Source organism: Thermosulfurimonas sp. F29 (genome assembly GCF_019688735.1).
Lineage (GTDB): Bacteria > Desulfobacterota > Thermodesulfobacteria > Thermodesulfobacteriales > Thermodesulfobacteriaceae > Thermosulfurimonas_A.
On record NZ_JAIFYA010000003.1, the window covers coordinates 414,733 to 432,041 of the forward strand.

Here is a 17,309-nt window from a genome sequence, read left to right on the forward strand (position 1 = left end):
ATGAGAGAGCAAATTCCGGCAGGAGGAGGTGCAAGGTGAGAAAGGGGTTGGTTTTTCTGATCCTTTTAGGGTTGCTCGTGGTGCCCCCGGGGCTGGCCCGGGGGTCTTCCGGGGATGAGGACCTGCGGGCCCTGGTGCAGGAGCTCCTCAGGGAGGTAAAGGAACTCAAGAAGGAGAACGCGGAGCTGCGCAGCGAGCTCGAGAAGCTCAAGGCTCAGCGGGCGCCGGCTCCGGCCCGGGCCCTGATCACGGCCCCGAGCAAGGGGAAACACAGCTTCTTCAGCAAGGGAGCCTACGGCTCCAAACCCAGCGGGGTGGATTTTTACGGCTTCTTTAAGATCGACGCCGTGTGGCAGGATGCTAACGCCGTGGGTGATGAGTATGTCCTGTGGGTGCTCCCCGAACACAATCTCCGCGGCGGACACAAGTACGGATCGGATTCCACCTTCACCATCAACTTCCGGCATAGCCGTTTCGGCTTTAACCTCTGGAAATACTATGGAAACTGGAAGCTCTTCGGAAAGTTCGAAATGGATTTCTATACGCAGAGCCACGGGGAGGACACCCTTCCCTGGAACCCCAACCATTCTCCCCTTCGGGCCAGGCGCGTCTTCCTCGGAGTGGAGAAGGGTACCTGGCAGTTGCTTGCCGGGCTTGACTGGATGACCATCTCCCAGCTCTATCCTCATCTCTCGAACTTTCCCTCCGGGACCTTCATGGGGAACATCGGTTACCGGATGCCCCAGATCCGGGTATCCAAGTGGTTCGATCTTTCCGGCGGACGGCTGAAGTTTGAGGCCGCCCTGGAAAAGCCTTACGGATTCCCGCGCATGGAGGGCATCATCTGGGATGAGGATCCTTCCGACCGGGCCGGATATCCGGGTTTCGAGGGACGTATCTCCTATACCACCAAAATATGGGGACAGCCGGCCCTCATCGCCGTCTGGGGACATTACTCCGAGGAGGAGTACGACACGGTGGACGGCGTGGAGGACGCCGACAGTTACTCCCTAGGCCTGGAGGCCAAGTTCCCCATCCCCCTTTCCTTCGCCCGCAGGGCCTTCATCCTGGGCGAAATCTGGACCGGCACCAACCTGGACGGATACTACACGGGGGGCGTCAATCAGGGAACGCGTTTTAAACTGGATAACGGTCTATATGTAACCGATCTGAGAAGTAAATTTACCGGGGGCGGAAAGATCGTAGATGTCGATGAAATCGACGCTGTGGGCGGGTATGTGGAGCTTGAGATCTTCTGGACACCCGAGCTGGTCACCCACTTCGGCTGGGGAATCGACAACCCCGACGACGGCGATCTCAAGTATGTAAAGGGCGCCCGCCTTCAGCAGCAGATGTATTACGCCAACTTCATCTACCGGTTCACCAGGGAGTTCGCCGTGGGCGGGGAATACATGTACATCGATTGCGATTACCGCAAGTCCGACGGTGACGACGGCAAACTGAATCGCTTCATGGCGAGCTTTTACTATTTCTTCTAGGAATCGACACATCCGAGAGGCCGGAGGGAAGGCCCCTCCGGCCTTTTCTCTAGTAATGCCCAAATAACTTCTGCGGCCATTTTTTCGGCATTGAGGAAATCCTGCCTTGAGGGTAGAATTTTTAAAATACATGGATGCTTTTTTCGAAAGTTCGGAAGGGAGTTTGAACGCCGGAAGGGAATTAAGATAAAAATGTCCTGTTAAAGTTAAGTCCATGAAAGTCGGTTTTATAGGCGGGGGAAAGATGGCCGAAGCCATCCTGAAAGGAGGGCTTCGGGCGGGGATTTTTCGATCGGAAAAGGTCCTGGTCTCCACCCCGGGAGAGGAAAGAAGGGCGTATCTCGAGCGGACCTACGGGGTGCGGGTCCTGTTTGACAATCCCGAGGCGGTACGCCGCTCGGAGGTAATTATTCTTGCGGTGAAACCGGCGGTTCTTCCGGGAGTCCTCGAGGAGATCCGGGAGGCGGTAAGGGATGCCAATCCCCTCCTGATCTCGGTGGCGGCGGGAGTCCCTCTTGCGCGCATGACGGATATTCTGGGGGAGGAGACCCGCCTGGTGCGGGTCATGCCCAACACGCCGGCCCTGGTACTTTCCGGGGTGAGCGTTCTGTGTAAGGGAGGTGGGGCCTCGGAGGAGGACCTCGAAATGGCCGAAAGGATCTTTTCCGCCCTTGGAGAAACCTTCCGTCTCCCGGAGGAACTTTTCGACGCGGTAACGGGGCTTTCTGGAAGCGGTCCGGCCTATGTGTTCGCTTTTGTCGAGGCCCTGGTGGACGGAGGGGTGCTCGTCGGGCTTCCCCGGGAAATAGCCGAACGCCTTGTCGTGAGTACCGTTCTCGGGGCGGCCCGGCTCATGAAGGAAACCGGTGAGGATACCTACCGTCTGAAGGCCATGGTGACCTCTCCGGGAGGAACCACCATAGCCGGGCTTAAGGCGCTGGCCGAACGCGGCTTTCACGGAGCGGTTATGGAGGCGGTGGCCAGGGCCACCACTCGTTCCAGGGAACTTTCCCGTGGTTAGAAAGAAAAAGAACCCCTGGGCCGATCATTACTCCCGCAGGGCCAGAGAGGAGGGTTTTCCGGCCCGCTCGGTTTACAAACTCAAGGAGGCGCAGCAGAAGTATCGTCTCATTTCTTCAGGGGATGTGGTTCTGGATCTGGGATGTGCCCCGGGGGCCTGGAGTAAATACGCCCTGAAGGTAGTGGGCCCGGCGGGACTGGTGGTGGGAGTAGACCTGAGCCCGGTAAAGATTTCGGCCCCGAATTTCGTCTTCATCCGGGAAGATGTCTTCGAGATCGTCCCGGATAAGCTTCGCGAAATTTCTCCGAAGGGATCTTACGATGTGATCCTGAGCGATCTGGCCCCCAAAACCACCGGAGATCGCTCCGGGGACCACTTTCGGTCCCTCCACCTGGCCCGCCGGGCCCTCGCGTTGGCCCGGGAGCTTCTCGCCCCCGGAGGGAATTTCATGGTCAAAATATTCGAGGGGGAACGCACCCCCGGGTTTAGAGAGGAGGTAAAAAGGTGTTTCCAGCGTATAAAAGTCTTTCGCCCCACAAGTACCCGCTCCGGTAGCCGGGAAGTTTTTATTATCGGATTTTCTGTAACTCATGGCAAATCCTTATAAAATACGGATTTGACTTTGAGGAAATCATCTGAAAAGAATTAGAACGGAGGCCCGAAAAATGAAATCTGCGAAAGCCTGTAAAGATCGGCTCGGTAAAAAATTATGGGAGCTTCTGGAGCCCCTGTTGAGATTGAGTCTTTTCTGGAAAATGGGAGTGGTAATAGGAGCCTGTGTGGTGGTCAATTCAATTATGGCTATATACCTTTATTACCAGCTAAAGCGAACCTACTTTCACCTGATAGATTCCCCAGGATACATCTATGAAAGTATGGCCCGAGAAGGGCTTCTTTATCTCGAAAATTTGAAACATCTGAACCCTTCCTCCCCGGATTTCGTCTATAACCTTTCGGTTCTGGAAATCATGCTGAGACACGCCGTAAAGGGAGGAGTGTATAGGGTGAGCTCTCAGAACAACGGGGACATTATTTTTGAGTTTCCCTCCAAAGTCAAACAGTTAAGTATATATCCCTTGCTCGAAGATGCCTATCAGCGTGTGGAAAAGTTATTAACCGATCGTTCTCTATCACCGAAAACTGTGGCCAATGAATTTGAAGCTATCGAGAAGGACTTCAATCAGATTCTCTCCTGGGGATTTCATACTCAATATTCTTTTCGTAAACATCTTGAAAAACTATTTGTTCAGACTGCACGCTTGAAGTGGGTCATAGGAGGAGTTCTCGCTTTCTTCATGATATGGGGAGCGGTGGCTTTTATAGCCATGGTAGTCATCCCCTTACGGAGGGTGGCAGAACGAATTCGAGGATTAACCCGTGGGGAACTTGCTTATAGATGTCTAGACGATCCGGAATCCTGTCATTTGAGTTACTACGCCAACGACGAAATAGGTAATTTGACCAACGCGGTCAATGAATTGATCGGAAAATACAGTGCCCTTTCCACCTTCAAACATCTAATAGAAGAAGACGAAGAGGTGGACGAAATTTACGGACGCCTGGCCCATGTATTCAAGGAGCTGGGGCTTGAGACCTTCGTCATCTTTTCGGTCTCTAATTCACAGAATACCATGCAGGTAATCTATTCCTCCCCCGAAGACCTGGAGGTTAATGCGGAAAAACTGATAAACGCCAATCTCTGCCGGGCCAAGAGGACCGGGCATATAGTAAGTTCCCTTGAGGCCCCGCGGATCTGCAAGATGTTCCTCTGGTCCGACGAGGCGGACCACTTCTGTATCCCCATGATGTACGGGGGACAGTGCGTGGGAGTGGTCCAGTTTCTTCTCCCTCCGGAAAGTTCCGTAAGAAAACGCAAGAGCATTCAGGAGAAGTTACGACTGGCTCAGGAATACATAGAAGAAACGGTTCCGGTCCTGGAGGCCAAGAGATACGCAGCCACCCTTAAAGAACAATCCATGAAGGATGCCCTGACCGACCTCTACAACCGCCGCTTCCTCGAGGCCACCCTGGACACGCTTGTGGCCGGAATATTGCGCCGCAAGACCACCATGGGCATCCTTATGGCCGATCTGGATTACTTCAAGTCCGTCAACGATAAGTACGGACACGATGTGGGAGACCTGATCCTCAAGGAGACCGCGAGGATACTCAAATCCAATGTGCGTCAATCCGACCTGGTAATTCGTTTCGGAGGGGAGGAATTTTTAATCCTCCTGATTGATTGTCGTGATGGAGAATCGGTAAGAATTGCCGAAAAATTGCGGGCAGCGGTGGAGGCGCACAAGTTCGAGGTGCCCGGGGGAACGATTCAACGCACCATCTCCATAGGGGTGAGCGAGTTTCCCACCGACGCCCAGGGGATCTGGGAAGCCATAAAGTACGCGGATGTGGCCCTCTACAAGGCCAAGGAGATGGGGCGCAACCGGGTGGTGCGCTTCACCCCGGACATGTGGCCTCTTGAGGAATACTAAACCCCGGTCCTCCTTGTCATTTCGGCCCTCTCCGGGTTAAGTAAGGGAAGGCTACTACTCGAGGAGGGTGCGTTCTATGGACTGGAAGGAGACCCTGAATCTCCCGCGAACCGACTTTCCCATGAAAGGGAAACTTCCCCAGAGGGAACCGGAGTTTCTGCATTTCTGGGAGGAGATCCGCCTTTATGAAAAACTGAACCGTCGGGAAGGCCCTCTTTTCGTCCTTCACGACGGGCCACCCTACGCCAACGGGCACATTCACATGGGCACGGCCCTGAACAAGGTCCTCAAGGATATCATCCTCAAGAGCCGCCGGATGATGGGCTACCGGGCTCCGTATGTGCCGGGCTGGGACTGCCACGGACTGCCCATCGAGCTCAATGTGGAAAGGGAACTCGGCGTGCGTCGGGGAGAACTTCCCAAAAACGAAATCCGGAAACACTGTCGGGCCTATGCCCGGCGCTTCGTTGACATCCAGCGGGAGGAATTCCGGCGCCTGGGGGTGCTCGGAGACTGGAAAAATCCCTACCTCACCATGAGCCCGGACTACGAGGCCACCATAGCCCGGGAATTCGTGCGTTTTCTCGTCTCCGGACGGGTTTACCGGCGCAAGAAACCGGTCTTCTGGTGTACCCACTGCGTAACCGCGCTGGCCGAGGCGGAGGTGGAATACCACGATCACCGTTCCCCCTCCATCTATGTGAAGTTCCCTCTGGCCGAAGACGCCCTGAGGGCCCTGAACCTCCCGGAAACCTCCGCGGTGCTCATCTGGACCACCACTCCCTGGACCCTTCCGGCCAATCTGGCCGTGGCCCTCAATCCGGAGTTCGATTATGTGGCCGTGCGCTGGAACGAGGAGGTGCTGATCCTGGCCGAAGGACGCCTCTCCGCCCTCTGCGCCGAGCTGGATCGAGACCTCCCGGAGGTAATAAGGCGGGTGGATCCACGCGAGCTGGAGGGCAAGCATGTCCGCCACCCCTTTTACGATCGGGAAAGCCTCCTGATCCTCGCCGACTATGTGACCCTCGAGGCCGGAACCGGATGCGTGCACATCGCCCCCGGCCACGGTGAGGAGGACTACGAGAGCGGTCTCCGTTACGGGCTTGAGGTTTACTCCCCCGTGGACGATACCGGGCACTTCGAAAAGGAGCTTCCCATCTTCGGGGGTCGGAACATTTTTAAGGCCAACCCGGAAATCATCGCCCTCCTCAGGGAAAAGGGACACCTGCTTCACGCCGAGGAGGTAACGCACAGCTATCCCCACTGCTGGCGCTGCAAGAGACCGGTGATCTTCCGGGCCACCGAACAGTGGTTCATCTCCATGGATGAGGGGGGCTTGAGGGAGAAGGCGCTTTCCGCCATCGAGAGGGTGCGCTGGATCCCCCGCTGGGGAAGGGAACGCATCCGCGGCATGGTGGAAAAGAGGCCGGACTGGTGTCTTTCCCGACAGCGAGCCTGGGGGGTACCCATTACGGTCTTTATCTGTCGGGCCTGCGGCGAAATCCTCCGGGAGGAGAGGTATTACGAAAAGGTCCTGGCCCTCTTCGAAAGGGAAGGCACGGACCCGTGGTTCGAACTTCCGGCGGAGGCGTTGCTACCGGAGGGCACCCGCTGTCCCCGTTGCGGCTCCGGAGAATTTCGCAAGGAAGAAGACATCCTGGATGTGTGGTTCGACTCCGGGGTGTCCTTTGCCGCGGTTCTGGAAAGGCGCCCGGAGCTGGCCTTCCCCGCGGACCTCTACCTGGAAGGCTCGGATCAACACCGGGGCTGGTTCCAGAGTTCGCTCCTCTGCGCCGTGGGCACCCGGGGTGAGCCGCCCTACCGGGCCGTCCTCACCCACGGCTTCGTGGTGGACGGCCAGGGACGCAAGATGTCCAAGAGCCTGGGCAATGTCATTCACCCCCAGGACATCATCGAGAAGTACGGCGCGGAGATCCTTCGTCTCTGGGTGGCTTCGGAGGATTACCGGGAGGACATCCGGCTGTCCGAGGAGATCCTGCGGCATCTGGTGGAGGCCTACCGCAAGATCCGCAACACGGGTCGCTACCTCCTGGGGGTGCTTCACGACTTTGACCCCGAAAGACACCTGGTCTCCTGGGAGGAACTCCCCGAGCTGGAACGCTATCTCCTCCTCCGGCTGGGTGAGCTCATCCGGCGGGTGCGGAGGGCCTACGAGGATTACGAATTTCACCTGGTGGTGCACGAGCTCCATCGGTTCTGCGTGGTGGAGCTTTCCTCACTCTTCATCGACATAAACCGGGATCGGCTTTACTGCGATCATCCCGAGGATCCCCGGCGTCGGGCCACGCAGACCGTCCTGTATCACGCCCTTTCGGCGCTGGTGCGTCTCATGGCCCCGGTGCTCTCCTTTACCGCCGAGGACCTTTATCAACACTTCCCCTTCCGGCGTGAGGCCGAAAGCGTCCACCTCCTTTCCTTCCCCGAGGTCTCCTGGCCGGAGCCCGACCGGGGGTTTCGGGAACGCTGGCGGAGGCTGCTTACCCTCCGCGGGGAGGTGACCAGGGCCCTGGAGGTGGCCCGCAAGGAGACCGAGCTCATAGGGAGCTCCCTCGAGGCCCAGGTGCTGGTGCGTCCCCCGGAAGGCGAACGGGAACTCTTTTCCGACCCCGACTGGTGGGCCTACTTCGTCATCGTTTCCTCCTTTGAGGTGAGGGAGGAGCTTCCCGCGGCCGGTCCGAGGGAGGTGCTCCTCGAGGGCGAGGAAGTCCCGGATTTCCGGGTGCTGGTGCGCCGGGCCCCGGGACGCAAGTGCGAAAGGTGCTGGCAGTGGCGCCCGGAGGTGGGGGAAGACCGGGAATTCCCCGGACTCTGCGCCCGATGCACCCGGGTGGTGCGCCGGCTGGCGGAGGAGGGAAGGCTGAGCGGGGGTTAAGGTGATCTACGGTCTGGCCCTGGGGATCCTGATTCTGGATCTCCTCACCAAGTTTCTCCTGGAAAGATGGCTTCCGCCGGCGGGTCTCTCCCTGGTCCCGGGTCTGCTGAACCTGGTTCGGGTACGCAACCCCGGCGTGGCCTTCGGTCTTTTTCGGGACTGGGGGTGGATGGGACTATGGGTGTGGTCGCTTCTCGGCCTTGCGGCGGGGGGGCTCATCCTTTACCTGGGAAGAACCGAAAAGGATAGAGGGAGGAGGGTGGCCCTGGGAATGATCTCCGGAGGGGCTCTGGGCAACGCCGTGGATCGGATCCTTCACGGAGCGGTTTTCGACTTCGTGGACCTCCACTGGGGAGCTTATCACTGGCCGGCCTTCAACCTGGCCGACGCGGCCATAACCCTGGGAGTGGGGGTCTACCTCCTGAGGTTGAGGTCTTGAGCGAAAAACTGCGTCTTTTCTTCCACGAAAGGCTGACTTCTTTCCTTTTCCCGGGGAGGGAAAACGACTTTCGGGCCCTGGTTCTGCGTACCCTTTCCGGGGCTCTTCCCCGGGAAGGGGAAAGTTTTCTCTTTACCCCGGATCGCCTTTCGGAGCTGGAAAAGGCCCTTTCGTCGCTGCGCAGGCTTTTCGAAAGTCAACTGGCCGAGGCCCCTTTCCCCTTTACCTTCTTCCCGGAGGGAAATCCCCCCCGCTGGACAAGGCCCGGGAGAATCTATTTCCATTCGAAGCTCCAGAAAGAGGTGGAGGAGGCCGCCAAAAGGGCGGAAATCGTGGTGGGGACGGAGAGGCAGGGCGATCTTCTTGAGGTAAGATTACCCTCCACCACCCCTCCGGACACCCTTTTTTCGGTGCGCGATCTCCTCTGGGTGGGGGAGCATGCCCCCTGTTTCTACTGCGGTCTGCCCTGGCATTCCACCGCGAGCTGCCCCGGAATAAGGGAGATAATCCCCGGAAAGGCCCTCCGAGGCTATCTCAAGATCCCTCTTCGGGATCTCGGTCCCAGGCTCGCCGGGGAAATACTATCCGGGAAACTGGACTCGGAGAACCTCTTAGGGCTCTATGCCCGCCACTTCTATCTCCTTCCGGCTTTTCTTCGGGTCCTTTTTTACAGGGCCCCGGAGGGAGCCCGCTTTGCCAACCTTTCGCTGGGCCAGGAAATACCCGGGAAAGGGGGCAATCTGCAGATCGGTCTCGAGTGTCTTATAAACGGCGAAGTGGGCGAGGCGGAAAAGCGCTTTCTCGCCGAAGCGGATAACCCTCAGGGACTCCTGGGTATGGTTCAGGTGGGAGTGCTCCAGGGAGATCCGGAAAAGGCCCTCTACTACCTGGAGGAATTGCCCCTTGACGGACTTCCCCCTCTGGTGCAGGCCGCGGCTCTGGTATGGAAGGGTCGAGTCTTTGAGTGGCAGAGGGACTATACCTCCGCCGAACGCTCCTACGCCGAGGCCCTGCGCCGGGACTCATCCTTCCATCCGGCGGCCTATCTCCGCCTTCGCATGAGCTTTCTTCTCGGAGGGACGGCACGCCGGATAGAGCCCCTCCGGGCCTATCTGGGACACCCGATCATTTACGGTCTGGCCTTCCTGGAACCCTTCTTTCTGCCCCTGGCCCGGACTCTGGAGAAGGAACTTTTGAGCCGGGAGGAGGAGAAGCAGGCCCAGGCCCTTTCGGCCATTCGCGAGGCCGAGGACGAACTTCATCGCCTGAAGGGTCTTCTTTCCGAGGAGGAACGCGCGGACCTCGAGGACAGAATACGGCGTTTGCGGGAAGAGATCTATCAGGGGTCTTTCTACGACCTGGAAAGGGTGGCCCTCCGGGCCTCGGAACTGGCCCTGGAGATGAAGGGCTACACCTATCGCAAGATTCGGGAACTGAGGGAGGGACTTTCGGACCAGTACCGGCGTTACATGGAGCTGAAGCGCTACTGGCAGCGTTATCCCTATAAGACCGAGGCCCGATCCTGGGGACGGAAACTCCAGGAGCTCGGCGAAAGGCTCACCCGGACGGAACACCGTCTGGGAAAGGACGCGGTCCGGGAATTTCCCGGACTTTTAAGGGAATACGAGCACATAAAGCGCCTTTTCGAGGAGCTGGAAGAGGGAAAGAGGGAGCTGGAGGCCAGACTCGTTTTCCGTAAACAGCTCCACACCTTCCTCACGGTCTTTCTTCTGGGGGAGACTCTGCTCTTCGTTCTGTTTTTCACCATCCCTCCTCTCGTTTCGGCCCTTTTCCCGGAGGCGCTTGCCTACCTGCCCCTGGGTCTTTCCTCCTTCCTGTGGGCTTCCCTGGGAGTTCTGGTGCTCTCCCTACTTCTGGCCCTCTCTCGCCGCTGACCCCCCTTGCGCGCCTTCCCCCAGTGATTATATTAGCAGCCGAACTAAGTGAGTGCTAACAAAAATTTTGATTGAAGGAGGGGGTTGCTATGAAGATCAAGCCGCTTCACGATCGTATCCTGGTTCAGCGTCTGGAAGAGGAGGAGAAGACCGAGTCCGGAATCATCATCCCCGACACGGCCAAGGAGAAGCCGGTGATGGGCAAGGTGATCGCGGTGGGTGAGGGTCGGATTCTGGAAAACGGTCAGAAGCAGCCCCTCACGGTGAAGGAGGGGGACAAGATCCTCTTCGGCAAGTACGCCGGAACCGAGGTCAAGATCAAGGGCGAGGAATACCTCATTATGCGCGAGGACGATGTGCTCGCCATCATTGAGGAATAAAAATTCAAAATTTTCGATAGGGAGGTGAGGATATGGCGGCGAAGGAGATCATTTACGATGTACAGGCCCGGGAAAAGCTTCTCATCGGTGTGGACAAGCTGGCCAATGCCGTGAAGGTCACCCTGGGTCCGAAGGGGCGCAATGTCATCATCGAGAAGACCTTCGGGTCTCCCACCATCACCAAGGACGGCGTGACGGTAGCCAAGGAGATCGAGCTTGAGGACAAGTTCGAGAACATGGGGGCCCAGATGGTCAAGGAGGTGGCCTCCAAGACCAGCGATGTGGCCGGAGACGGGACCACCACGGCCACGGTGCTGGCCCAGTGCATCTTCCGCGAGGGTTCCAAGCTGGTGGCCGCGGGGGTGAACCCCATGGCCCTCAAGAGGGGCATCGACAAGGCCGTGGATGTGGTGGTTAAGGAGCTGGAGAAGCTCTCCAAGCCCTGCAAGGACCGTCAGGAGATCGCTCAGGTGGCCACCATTTCGGCCAACAACGATGTGACCATCGGTAACATCATCGCCGACGCCATGGACAAGGTCGGCAAGGAGGGGGTCATCACCGTCGAGGAGTCTAAGAGCCTCGAGACCTATCTCGATGTAGTGGAGGGAATGCAGTTTGACCGTGGCTACATCTCTCCCTACTTCGTGACCGATCCGGACAAGATGGAGTGCGTGCTCGAGGAGCCTTACATTCTGATCCACGACAAGAAGATCAGTGCCATGAAGGACCTCCTTCCGGTGCTGGAGCAGGTGGTGCGGGCCGGAAAACCGCTCCTGGTGATTGCCGAAGATGTGGAGGGCGAGGCGCTGGCCACGCTGGTGGTGAACAAGCTGCGGGGGGTGCTCAACTGCTGTGCGGTGAAGGCGCCGGGATTCGGTGAGCGCCGGAAGGCCATGCTTCAGGACATCGCCATTCTCACCGGCGGGACCCTGATCTCCGAGGAGCTGGGGCTCAAACTGGAGAACGCCCAGCTCAAGGATCTCGGTCGGGCGCGCCGGGTGGTGATCACCAAGGAGCACACCACCATCATTGACGGTGCCGGTAAGAAGGAGGACATCGAGGCGCGGGTGAAGCAGATCCGGGCCCAGATCGAGGAGACCACCTCGGACTACGACCGCGAGAAGCTTCAGGAGCGGCTGGCCAAGCTGGTGGGTGGCGTGGCGGTGATCTATGTGGGGGCGGCCACCGAGACCGAGATGAAGGAGAAGAAGGCCCGGGTGGAGGACGCCCTCAACGCCACCCGTGCGGCCGTGGAGGAGGGTATCGTCCCCGGAGGCGGCACGGCCTACATCCGCTGTCTCCCGGCCCTGGAGAAGCTCCTTAACGAGCTCGAGGACTCCGACGAACGGCACGGGGTGCGGATCATCATGCGGGCACTGGAGGAGCCGCTGCGTCAGATCGCCGAAAACGCGGGCTTTGAGGGCTCCATCATCGTGGAGAAGGTGAAGGCCGAAAACGGAAACCGCGGTTTCAACGCGGCCAAGGGCGAGTTTGAGGACCTCATGGAGGCCGGGGTGATCGATCCGAAGAAGGTGAGCCGTTCGGCCCTTCAGAACGCGGCCTCCATCGCCGGGCTGCTGCTCACCACCGAGGCCATGGTGGCCGAAAAGCCCAAGAAGGAGGAGAAAGGCGGCGGAAACACCCCGCCTGAGTTCTAAGACCTCCTTCGTGCGGAACACCGGAAAACCCGGGGCGGGCGCAGACCCGCCCCTTTTCGTTTTTATCGGGACCTTGTGGATGGAGGGGGGAATGTTAGAATGAGTCCGTGAGGAAGTTCTTTCTTCTGTTTTTTTCCCTTAGCCTGCTTCTTCCCCGGCCCCCGGTCCTGGCCATTCTTTCCCCGGAGGAAGAGGCCAAACTGGGGCGCAAAATCCTGACCCAGATCCGGGCGAAAGCCGAACTGGTTCAGGATCCGGAGGTCATCGAATATCTAAACCGAATAGGCAAGCGTCTGCTAGCGGTAGCCGGTCCTCGTTATTTCCCGTTTAAATTTTATGTACTTAAAGACTCGTCCCTAAACGCCTTCGCCCTCCCCGGAGGGTACATCTTTTTCACCTCCGGTCTCATCGAGGAGGTGGACCGGGAGGACGAACTGGCCGCGGTAATGGCCCACGAGATCGCCCATGTTCAGGCCCGGCATGTGGCCCGACGGCTGGAGGCGTTGAAGCGGTTGCAGATCGCCGTCGGAGCGGTGACGCTGGCGGGATTGCTACTGGGCGGGGGCAAGGCCGGAAACGCCATAGCCGTGACCTCCACCTCGCTGGCCATCACCAGGGCCCTCGCCTACAGCCGGGCCGAAGAGGAAGAGGCCGACCGGATGGGATTCGAGTACCTGGTCAGAGCCGGCTACGATCCCTCGGCCTTCCTCTCCATCCTGAACAAGATCGCTCGTCATCGGTGGCTCCTTACCGAAACCGGTCCCAACTATCTCCTCACCCATCCGGCTCCGCCGGAGCGAATCACCTATCTGGAGACGCTCGCGTCCAGGTATCGCCCCCGCCGACGCGTGCCGGAAGATCCCCTTTACCTGCGCCGGCTCCAGGTGCGTCTCAAGGTGGAGACCCACGATCCCGGCACCCTGGTAGTGCGCTATCGCGAGGCTCTTAAGATGACCCCGGAGGATCCGCTTCTTCATTACGGACTGGGGATGGCTCTGGCCCGGGCCCGATTTTTCCGGGAGGCCATCGAGGAACTGGGAAAAGTGGTGCGGGCCTACCCGAAAAGGGATTACTTTCGGCTGGATCTGGCCGAGGTCTACTTTTCGGCCGGTTATTACCGGGAGGCCCGGGGGCTTCTTGAGGACTATCTCCGCCGTCATCCCGAGGCCGTACGGGCCCGGTGGTTGCTCGCCCGCACCTACCAGGAACTCCGGCTGAACACAAAGGCCCTCGTTCTTTTCTCCGGTCTCGCCAAAAAACTCGATGACCTCCCCGACTTTCATTATTACTACGGCCGACTTCTTTCGGACCTGGGCCGGGAGGGAAGATCCCATTACCAGTTCGCCCGATACTTTTTCCTCAAGGGAGACCTCAAGGTGGCCAACTACCACTATCGTAAGGCCCTCAAATATCTGCCTCCCGACGATCCCCTGCGAAAGGAGATTCGGGATAAGCTTTCCTCGTCTTCCCCGGAAAGGTCCTGATCCCCGTCTTTCTGCTTAAACGAGCTTTCCGGCAATCCGGGCATGGACGACGAGACCTCGTGCTGGAAACGAACCAACTGAAAATCAGGATTACTGGATTGACCGGTAAAAGCTAAAGGGGATCAGTGAGCAGGGCGCTTTTCTTTCCTGGAAGCGATTTTGAGGGCTATCCAGGCCCCTACCACCATAGCAATAATAGCAGCTATGTATCCAGAGGCTTCAATCATTTTCTTTTCTCCGCAAAAGTAAAGCTCCTAAACTTAAAGCTATAACATAAGCCGTAGATCCGCAAGCTAAAAGCCAGGGAGAAAACTTATTGGTCACTATAGGTTGAAGTATCACCGTGCCAAGAATAACCAGGGCGGCGTTAAAGAAGTGCTCTCCTAACTTACGACGGATCATAATCATCCTTCCCCCGGTATTTTATCAGATAACTCGTTTTTCCGGCAATCCGGGCATGGACGACGAGACCTCGTGCTGGAAACGAACCAACTGAACAATTAAGCCTTACTGATCCCGCGGGGCCCTGATTTCCGGTTAACCGGAAATTTTGGCCCCGTGGGTTGTGAACCGGGGAAGAAATGGGTAAGCTTTTAGACTCGAAAGCCCAGGGGGTAGCCATGTATGAAAAAGGCAGGTCTTTTGTGGATATTTTTCTTTTTGTGCTTGGGAACTTTAGGTAACACGGTCATGGCTGCGGAAAAGCGATCCGGGGATATACGGCGGGAAACATTGAAAAACGGGCTCGTGGCCATCGTGGAGGAGAATCACCGGGCCCCGGTGGTGGCGGTCCAGGTCTGGGTGAAGGTGGGCAGCACCTACGAGGACGAAAAGATAGCGGGAATTACGCACCTTATCGAACACATGATCTTCAAGGGCACGGAGAGGAGAGGCCCCGGCGAGATTGCCGAGACCATCGAGGCCCAAGGAGGTTACATCAACGCCTTCACCTCCTACGATTACACCTGTTATTACATCGTGGGGCCCAGGGACATCCTGGAGACCGCCCTGGACATCCTCTCCGATGCGGTCTTCCATCCCGCTTTCGATCCCGGGGAACTGGAGCGGGAGAAAGAGGTGGTTCTCGAAGAGATGCGGATGCGCGAGGACCGTCCCATGATTTTACTTTCGGAGAGGGTGCTGGAGGCGGCTTATGTAAAGTATCCCTATCGGCGTCCCATCATAGGCTACGAAAAAACGGTCAGGGCCCTTTCCCGAAAGGATCTTCTGGATTACATGCACCGCTATTATGTCCCCTCCAACATGGCGGTGGTGGTGGTGGGGGATGTGGATGCCTCTCAAACTCTGGCGCTGGTGGAGAGGTATTTCGGAGGGGTTCCCGCGCGCAAACCCCCGGAGGTCAAATTTCCGGAGGAAACCTATGTGAAGGAACCCCGGGCGGTTACCGTGCACAAGGGCGTGGAGGAGAACTACTTTGAGATAGTTCTTCCCGCTCCCCGGCTTACCGATCCGGAGGCCCCGGTGATGGATGTGATGGCGGCCCTTCTCGGGGAGGGACACTCCTCGAGGCTCTATTTGAAGTTGCGCCGGCGCCTGGGGCTGGTGCACAGCATTGAGGCCGCGGCCTTCACCCCGGCCGGACCGGGACTTTTCGAGGTCTACGGCACCGCCTCTCCCGAGAACCTGAAGGCGGCCCTTAAGGAGGCCCTGGTGGAGGTCTTCCGGCTCAAGTACGAGCCCGTGTCCGAGGAGGAGCTTCGCCGGGCCAGGATCCAGGTACTTTCGGACTTCGTGTACAGCCGGGAGACCATGGAGGGCGAGGCCCGGAAGCTCGGCACCTTTGAGATGGTGGCCGGGGACCCCGCGGCAGCGGATCGTTACATGGAGGCCGTGCGCCGGGTGAAACCTCAAGACCTCATGGCCGCGGCCCAGAAGTACTTCGATCCCGCCAGGGTGGTGGCCGGAATCCTCACCAGCCAGGGGGAACTCTCCCCGGGGGAATTGAAACGCCTGGTGGAAGAGGCCGAACTCGAGGCCCAGGGGATAACCCCCACCGAAGCCGGTCCGGTGATCCCCCCGGTCTATCGCAAGCTGTCCAACGGTCTGCGGGTGGTTATTTTACCCCTGCGGGATGTGCCCTCCGTAGCCATGGCCCTGGTCTTCCCGGGGGGATTGCGTTACGAGACCCCGGAGACCAACGGGCTCTTCCGGGCTCTGGTGACCGTCTGGCCCCGGGGAACCCGCAAACACTCCGCCGAGGAGATTTCCCGCCTGGTGGAATCCCTCGGGGGAAAGATCAAGGGATTTTCCGGTCGCAACACCTTCGGGCTTGAGGCCACCTTCCTTTCCGACGGTTTCCGGGAAGGGCTGGATCTCTTCCTGGAGGTCCTGCGGGAGCCGGCCTTCACCGAGACCGAGGTGGATCGTGCCCGACCGGAGCTCATCTCCGCCCTCATGCGGCAGGACGATCAGCCCGTACAGGTGGCTCTAAAAGAGTTCTACCGGGTTATGTTTTCCCCCCACCCCTACGGCCTTAATGTGCTCGGATCCCGGGACTTCTTCGAGAAGGTCACCGCGGAGACCCTGCGGCGGGCCTATGCCCGCTATGTGCGTCCGGATTCCGGGGTGCTGGCCATCGTGGGCGATGTGGATCCCGAGGAGGTCCTGAGGGAACTTTCCCGGAAACTCGTGGACTGGAAGGCCCCTCCGGAGCCTCTTCCCCGGGACGAGAAACCCCCGGCCCTTTCCGGTCCACGAATAACCACCGTTACCAAGGAGGCGGAGCAGACCCACATTCTCCTGGGATTCAGAGCGGTGGGGCTGAGAGATCGGGATCGTTATGCCCTGGAGGTGTTAAACGCCGTCCTGGCCGGACAGGGAGGACGCCTCTTTCGCACCCTTCGCGACGAAAAGGCCCTGGCCTACACGGTGACCTCCTTTCTAACCCTGGGGGTGAACACGGGTTCACTGGCCCTTTACATAGCCTGCGCCCCGGACAAAAAAGACGAGGCCCTTTCCGGGCTGTGGAACGAAATCGCCCGGATCAAGGAAAGGGGTATCACCGACGAGGAACTCGCCCGGGCCAAAAACTGGCTCGTGGGCAGCTACGAAACCGAGCTCCAAACCAATCTTTCTCAGGCCATGGATCGGGCCCTGAACGAGGCCCTGGGCCTGGGATTCAACTACTTTTATCGTTACATTGAGGGAATAAAAAGGGTTACCCGGGAGGAGGTGCAGGAGGCGGCCCAAAAATATCTCCGGAATGACGCTTATGTACTGGTAATCCTTGAGCCCGCCGGGGGTCAATAGGGATAAAAGTAATGGCGCAGCGATTCCCCGAAGGACATGATCACCGCGGCCCAGAGGGCTATTTTAAAAAAGTTCTCCCACACGAGCTCCTTTTTGAAAAACTGCCGGATGGCCCACTTACAGAGAAAGGCAACCCCCAGACCGTAGAGAATCACCGCCACCAGAAACTTTCCCGTGGCGAGCAGCGTGCGTTGCGGATACCCGGGATAGTAGCGAATACTGAAGAAAAGAAGAAGGATCCCTCCGAAGAGATACTCTCGAAAATTCTTCATGGCTTC

Annotated in this window: 13 protein-coding genes; 11 read left to right on the forward strand and 2 right to left on the reverse strand. The window is 58.4% G+C overall.

What is annotated here, in order from left to right:
• Positions 1-35: 35 nt before the first annotated feature.
• From K3767_RS10490 to K3767_RS10535, 10 genes are all read left to right on the forward strand, one after another.
• On the forward strand, positions 36-1,499 hold the full coding sequence (locus K3767_RS10490) for a bZIP transcription factor (RefSeq protein WP_221173531.1): 1,464 nt from the start codon (positions 36-38) through the stop codon (positions 1,497-1,499).
• 214 nt (positions 1,500-1,713) lie between these two features.
• Positions 1,714-2,520: a pyrroline-5-carboxylate reductase gene (proC, locus tag K3767_RS10495; protein ID WP_221173532.1), complete on the forward strand. Its 807-nt coding sequence runs from the start codon at positions 1,714-1,716 to the stop codon at positions 2,518-2,520.
• Positions 2,513-3,127, forward strand: coding sequence for an RlmE family RNA methyltransferase (locus K3767_RS10500; protein ID WP_221173533.1), 615 nt, complete (start codon positions 2,513-2,515; stop codon positions 3,125-3,127). The genes proC and K3767_RS10500 overlap by 8 nt, the downstream gene beginning before the upstream one ends.
• 58 nt (positions 3,128-3,185) lie before the next feature.
• Entirely contained in the window at positions 3,186-5,012 is a 1,827-nt protein-coding gene (locus K3767_RS10505) for a GGDEF domain-containing protein (RefSeq protein ID WP_221173534.1), read from the forward strand.
• 76 nt (positions 5,013-5,088) lie between these two features.
• Positions 5,089-7,905: an isoleucine--tRNA ligase gene (gene ileS, locus K3767_RS10510; RefSeq protein ID WP_221173535.1), complete on the forward strand. Its 2,817-nt coding sequence runs from the start codon at positions 5,089-5,091 to the stop codon at positions 7,903-7,905.
• 1 nt (position 7,906) lies between these two features.
• Positions 7,907-8,344 carry a signal peptidase II gene (lspA, locus tag K3767_RS10515; RefSeq protein WP_221173536.1) on the forward strand — a complete coding sequence of 146 codons (438 nt, stop codon included), beginning with the start codon at positions 7,907-7,909 and terminating at the stop codon, positions 8,342-8,344.
• Entirely contained in the window at positions 8,341-10,239 is a 1,899-nt protein-coding gene (locus K3767_RS10520) for a hypothetical protein (RefSeq protein ID WP_221173537.1), read from the forward strand. The genes lspA and K3767_RS10520 overlap by 4 nt, the downstream gene beginning before the upstream one ends.
• Before the next feature lie 89 nt (positions 10,240-10,328).
• Positions 10,329-10,619 (forward strand): co-chaperone GroES, encoded by a 291-nt coding sequence (gene groES, locus K3767_RS10525; protein WP_221173538.1) that lies wholly within the window; start codon positions 10,329-10,331, stop codon positions 10,617-10,619.
• Between the two features lie 32 nt (positions 10,620-10,651).
• Positions 10,652-12,277, forward strand: coding sequence for a chaperonin GroEL (groL, locus tag K3767_RS10530; protein WP_221173539.1), 1,626 nt, complete (start codon positions 10,652-10,654; stop codon positions 12,275-12,277).
• 107 nt (positions 12,278-12,384) lie between these two features.
• Positions 12,385-13,761 (forward strand): M48 family metallopeptidase, encoded by a 1,377-nt coding sequence (locus tag K3767_RS10535; RefSeq protein WP_221173540.1) that lies wholly within the window; start codon positions 12,385-12,387, stop codon positions 13,759-13,761.
• Positions 13,762-13,980: 219 nt separating this feature from the next.
• Here K3767_RS10535 and K3767_RS10540 read toward each other — a convergent pair whose 3' ends face one another.
• Positions 13,981-14,163 (reverse strand): hypothetical protein, encoded by a 183-nt coding sequence (locus K3767_RS10540; RefSeq protein ID WP_221173541.1) that lies wholly within the window; start codon positions 14,161-14,163, stop codon positions 13,981-13,983.
• A 288-nt stretch (positions 14,164-14,451) separates the two neighbouring features.
• Here K3767_RS10540 and K3767_RS10545 point away from each other — a divergent pair, with 288 nt between their 5' ends.
• The gene (locus K3767_RS10545) at positions 14,452-17,031 is read left to right on the forward strand and encodes a pitrilysin family protein (RefSeq protein ID WP_221173542.1); all 2,580 of its coding nucleotides are present in this window, start codon (positions 14,452-14,454) and stop codon (positions 17,029-17,031) included.
• On the opposite strand, the gene K3767_RS10550 is transcribed toward K3767_RS10545, so the two are convergent.
• Positions 17,025-17,303, reverse strand: coding sequence for a hypothetical protein (locus K3767_RS10550; RefSeq protein ID WP_221173543.1), 279 nt, complete (start codon positions 17,301-17,303; stop codon positions 17,025-17,027). The genes K3767_RS10545 and K3767_RS10550 overlap by 7 nt on opposite strands.
• Between the last annotated feature and the right edge of the window lie 6 nt (positions 17,304-17,309).

Bases quoted from the DNA above. Each gene is read 5' to 3' on its own strand.
- ileS (WP_221173535.1), top strand. From the start codon at position 5,089: ATGGACTGGAAGGAGACCCTGAATCTCCCGCGAACCGACTTTCCCATG.
- groL (WP_221173539.1), top strand. From the start codon at position 10,652: ATGGCGGCGAAGGAGATCATTTACGATGTACAGGCCCGGGAAAAGCTT.
- K3767_RS10540 (WP_221173541.1), bottom strand. From the start codon at position 14,163: ATGATCCGTCGTAAGTTAGGAGAGCACTTCTTTAACGCCGCCCTGGTT.
- groES (WP_221173538.1), top strand. From the start codon at position 10,329: ATGAAGATCAAGCCGCTTCACGATCGTATCCTGGTTCAGCGTCTGGAA.
- K3767_RS10545 (WP_221173542.1), top strand. From the start codon at position 14,452: ATGGCTGCGGAAAAGCGATCCGGGGATATACGGCGGGAAACATTGAAA.
- proC (WP_221173532.1), top strand. From the start codon at position 1,714: ATGAAAGTCGGTTTTATAGGCGGGGGAAAGATGGCCGAAGCCATCCTG.
- K3767_RS10550 (WP_221173543.1), bottom strand. From the start codon at position 17,303: ATGAAGAATTTTCGAGAGTATCTCTTCGGAGGGATCCTTCTTCTTTTC.
- K3767_RS10505 (WP_221173534.1), top strand. From the start codon at position 3,186: ATGAAATCTGCGAAAGCCTGTAAAGATCGGCTCGGTAAAAAATTATGG.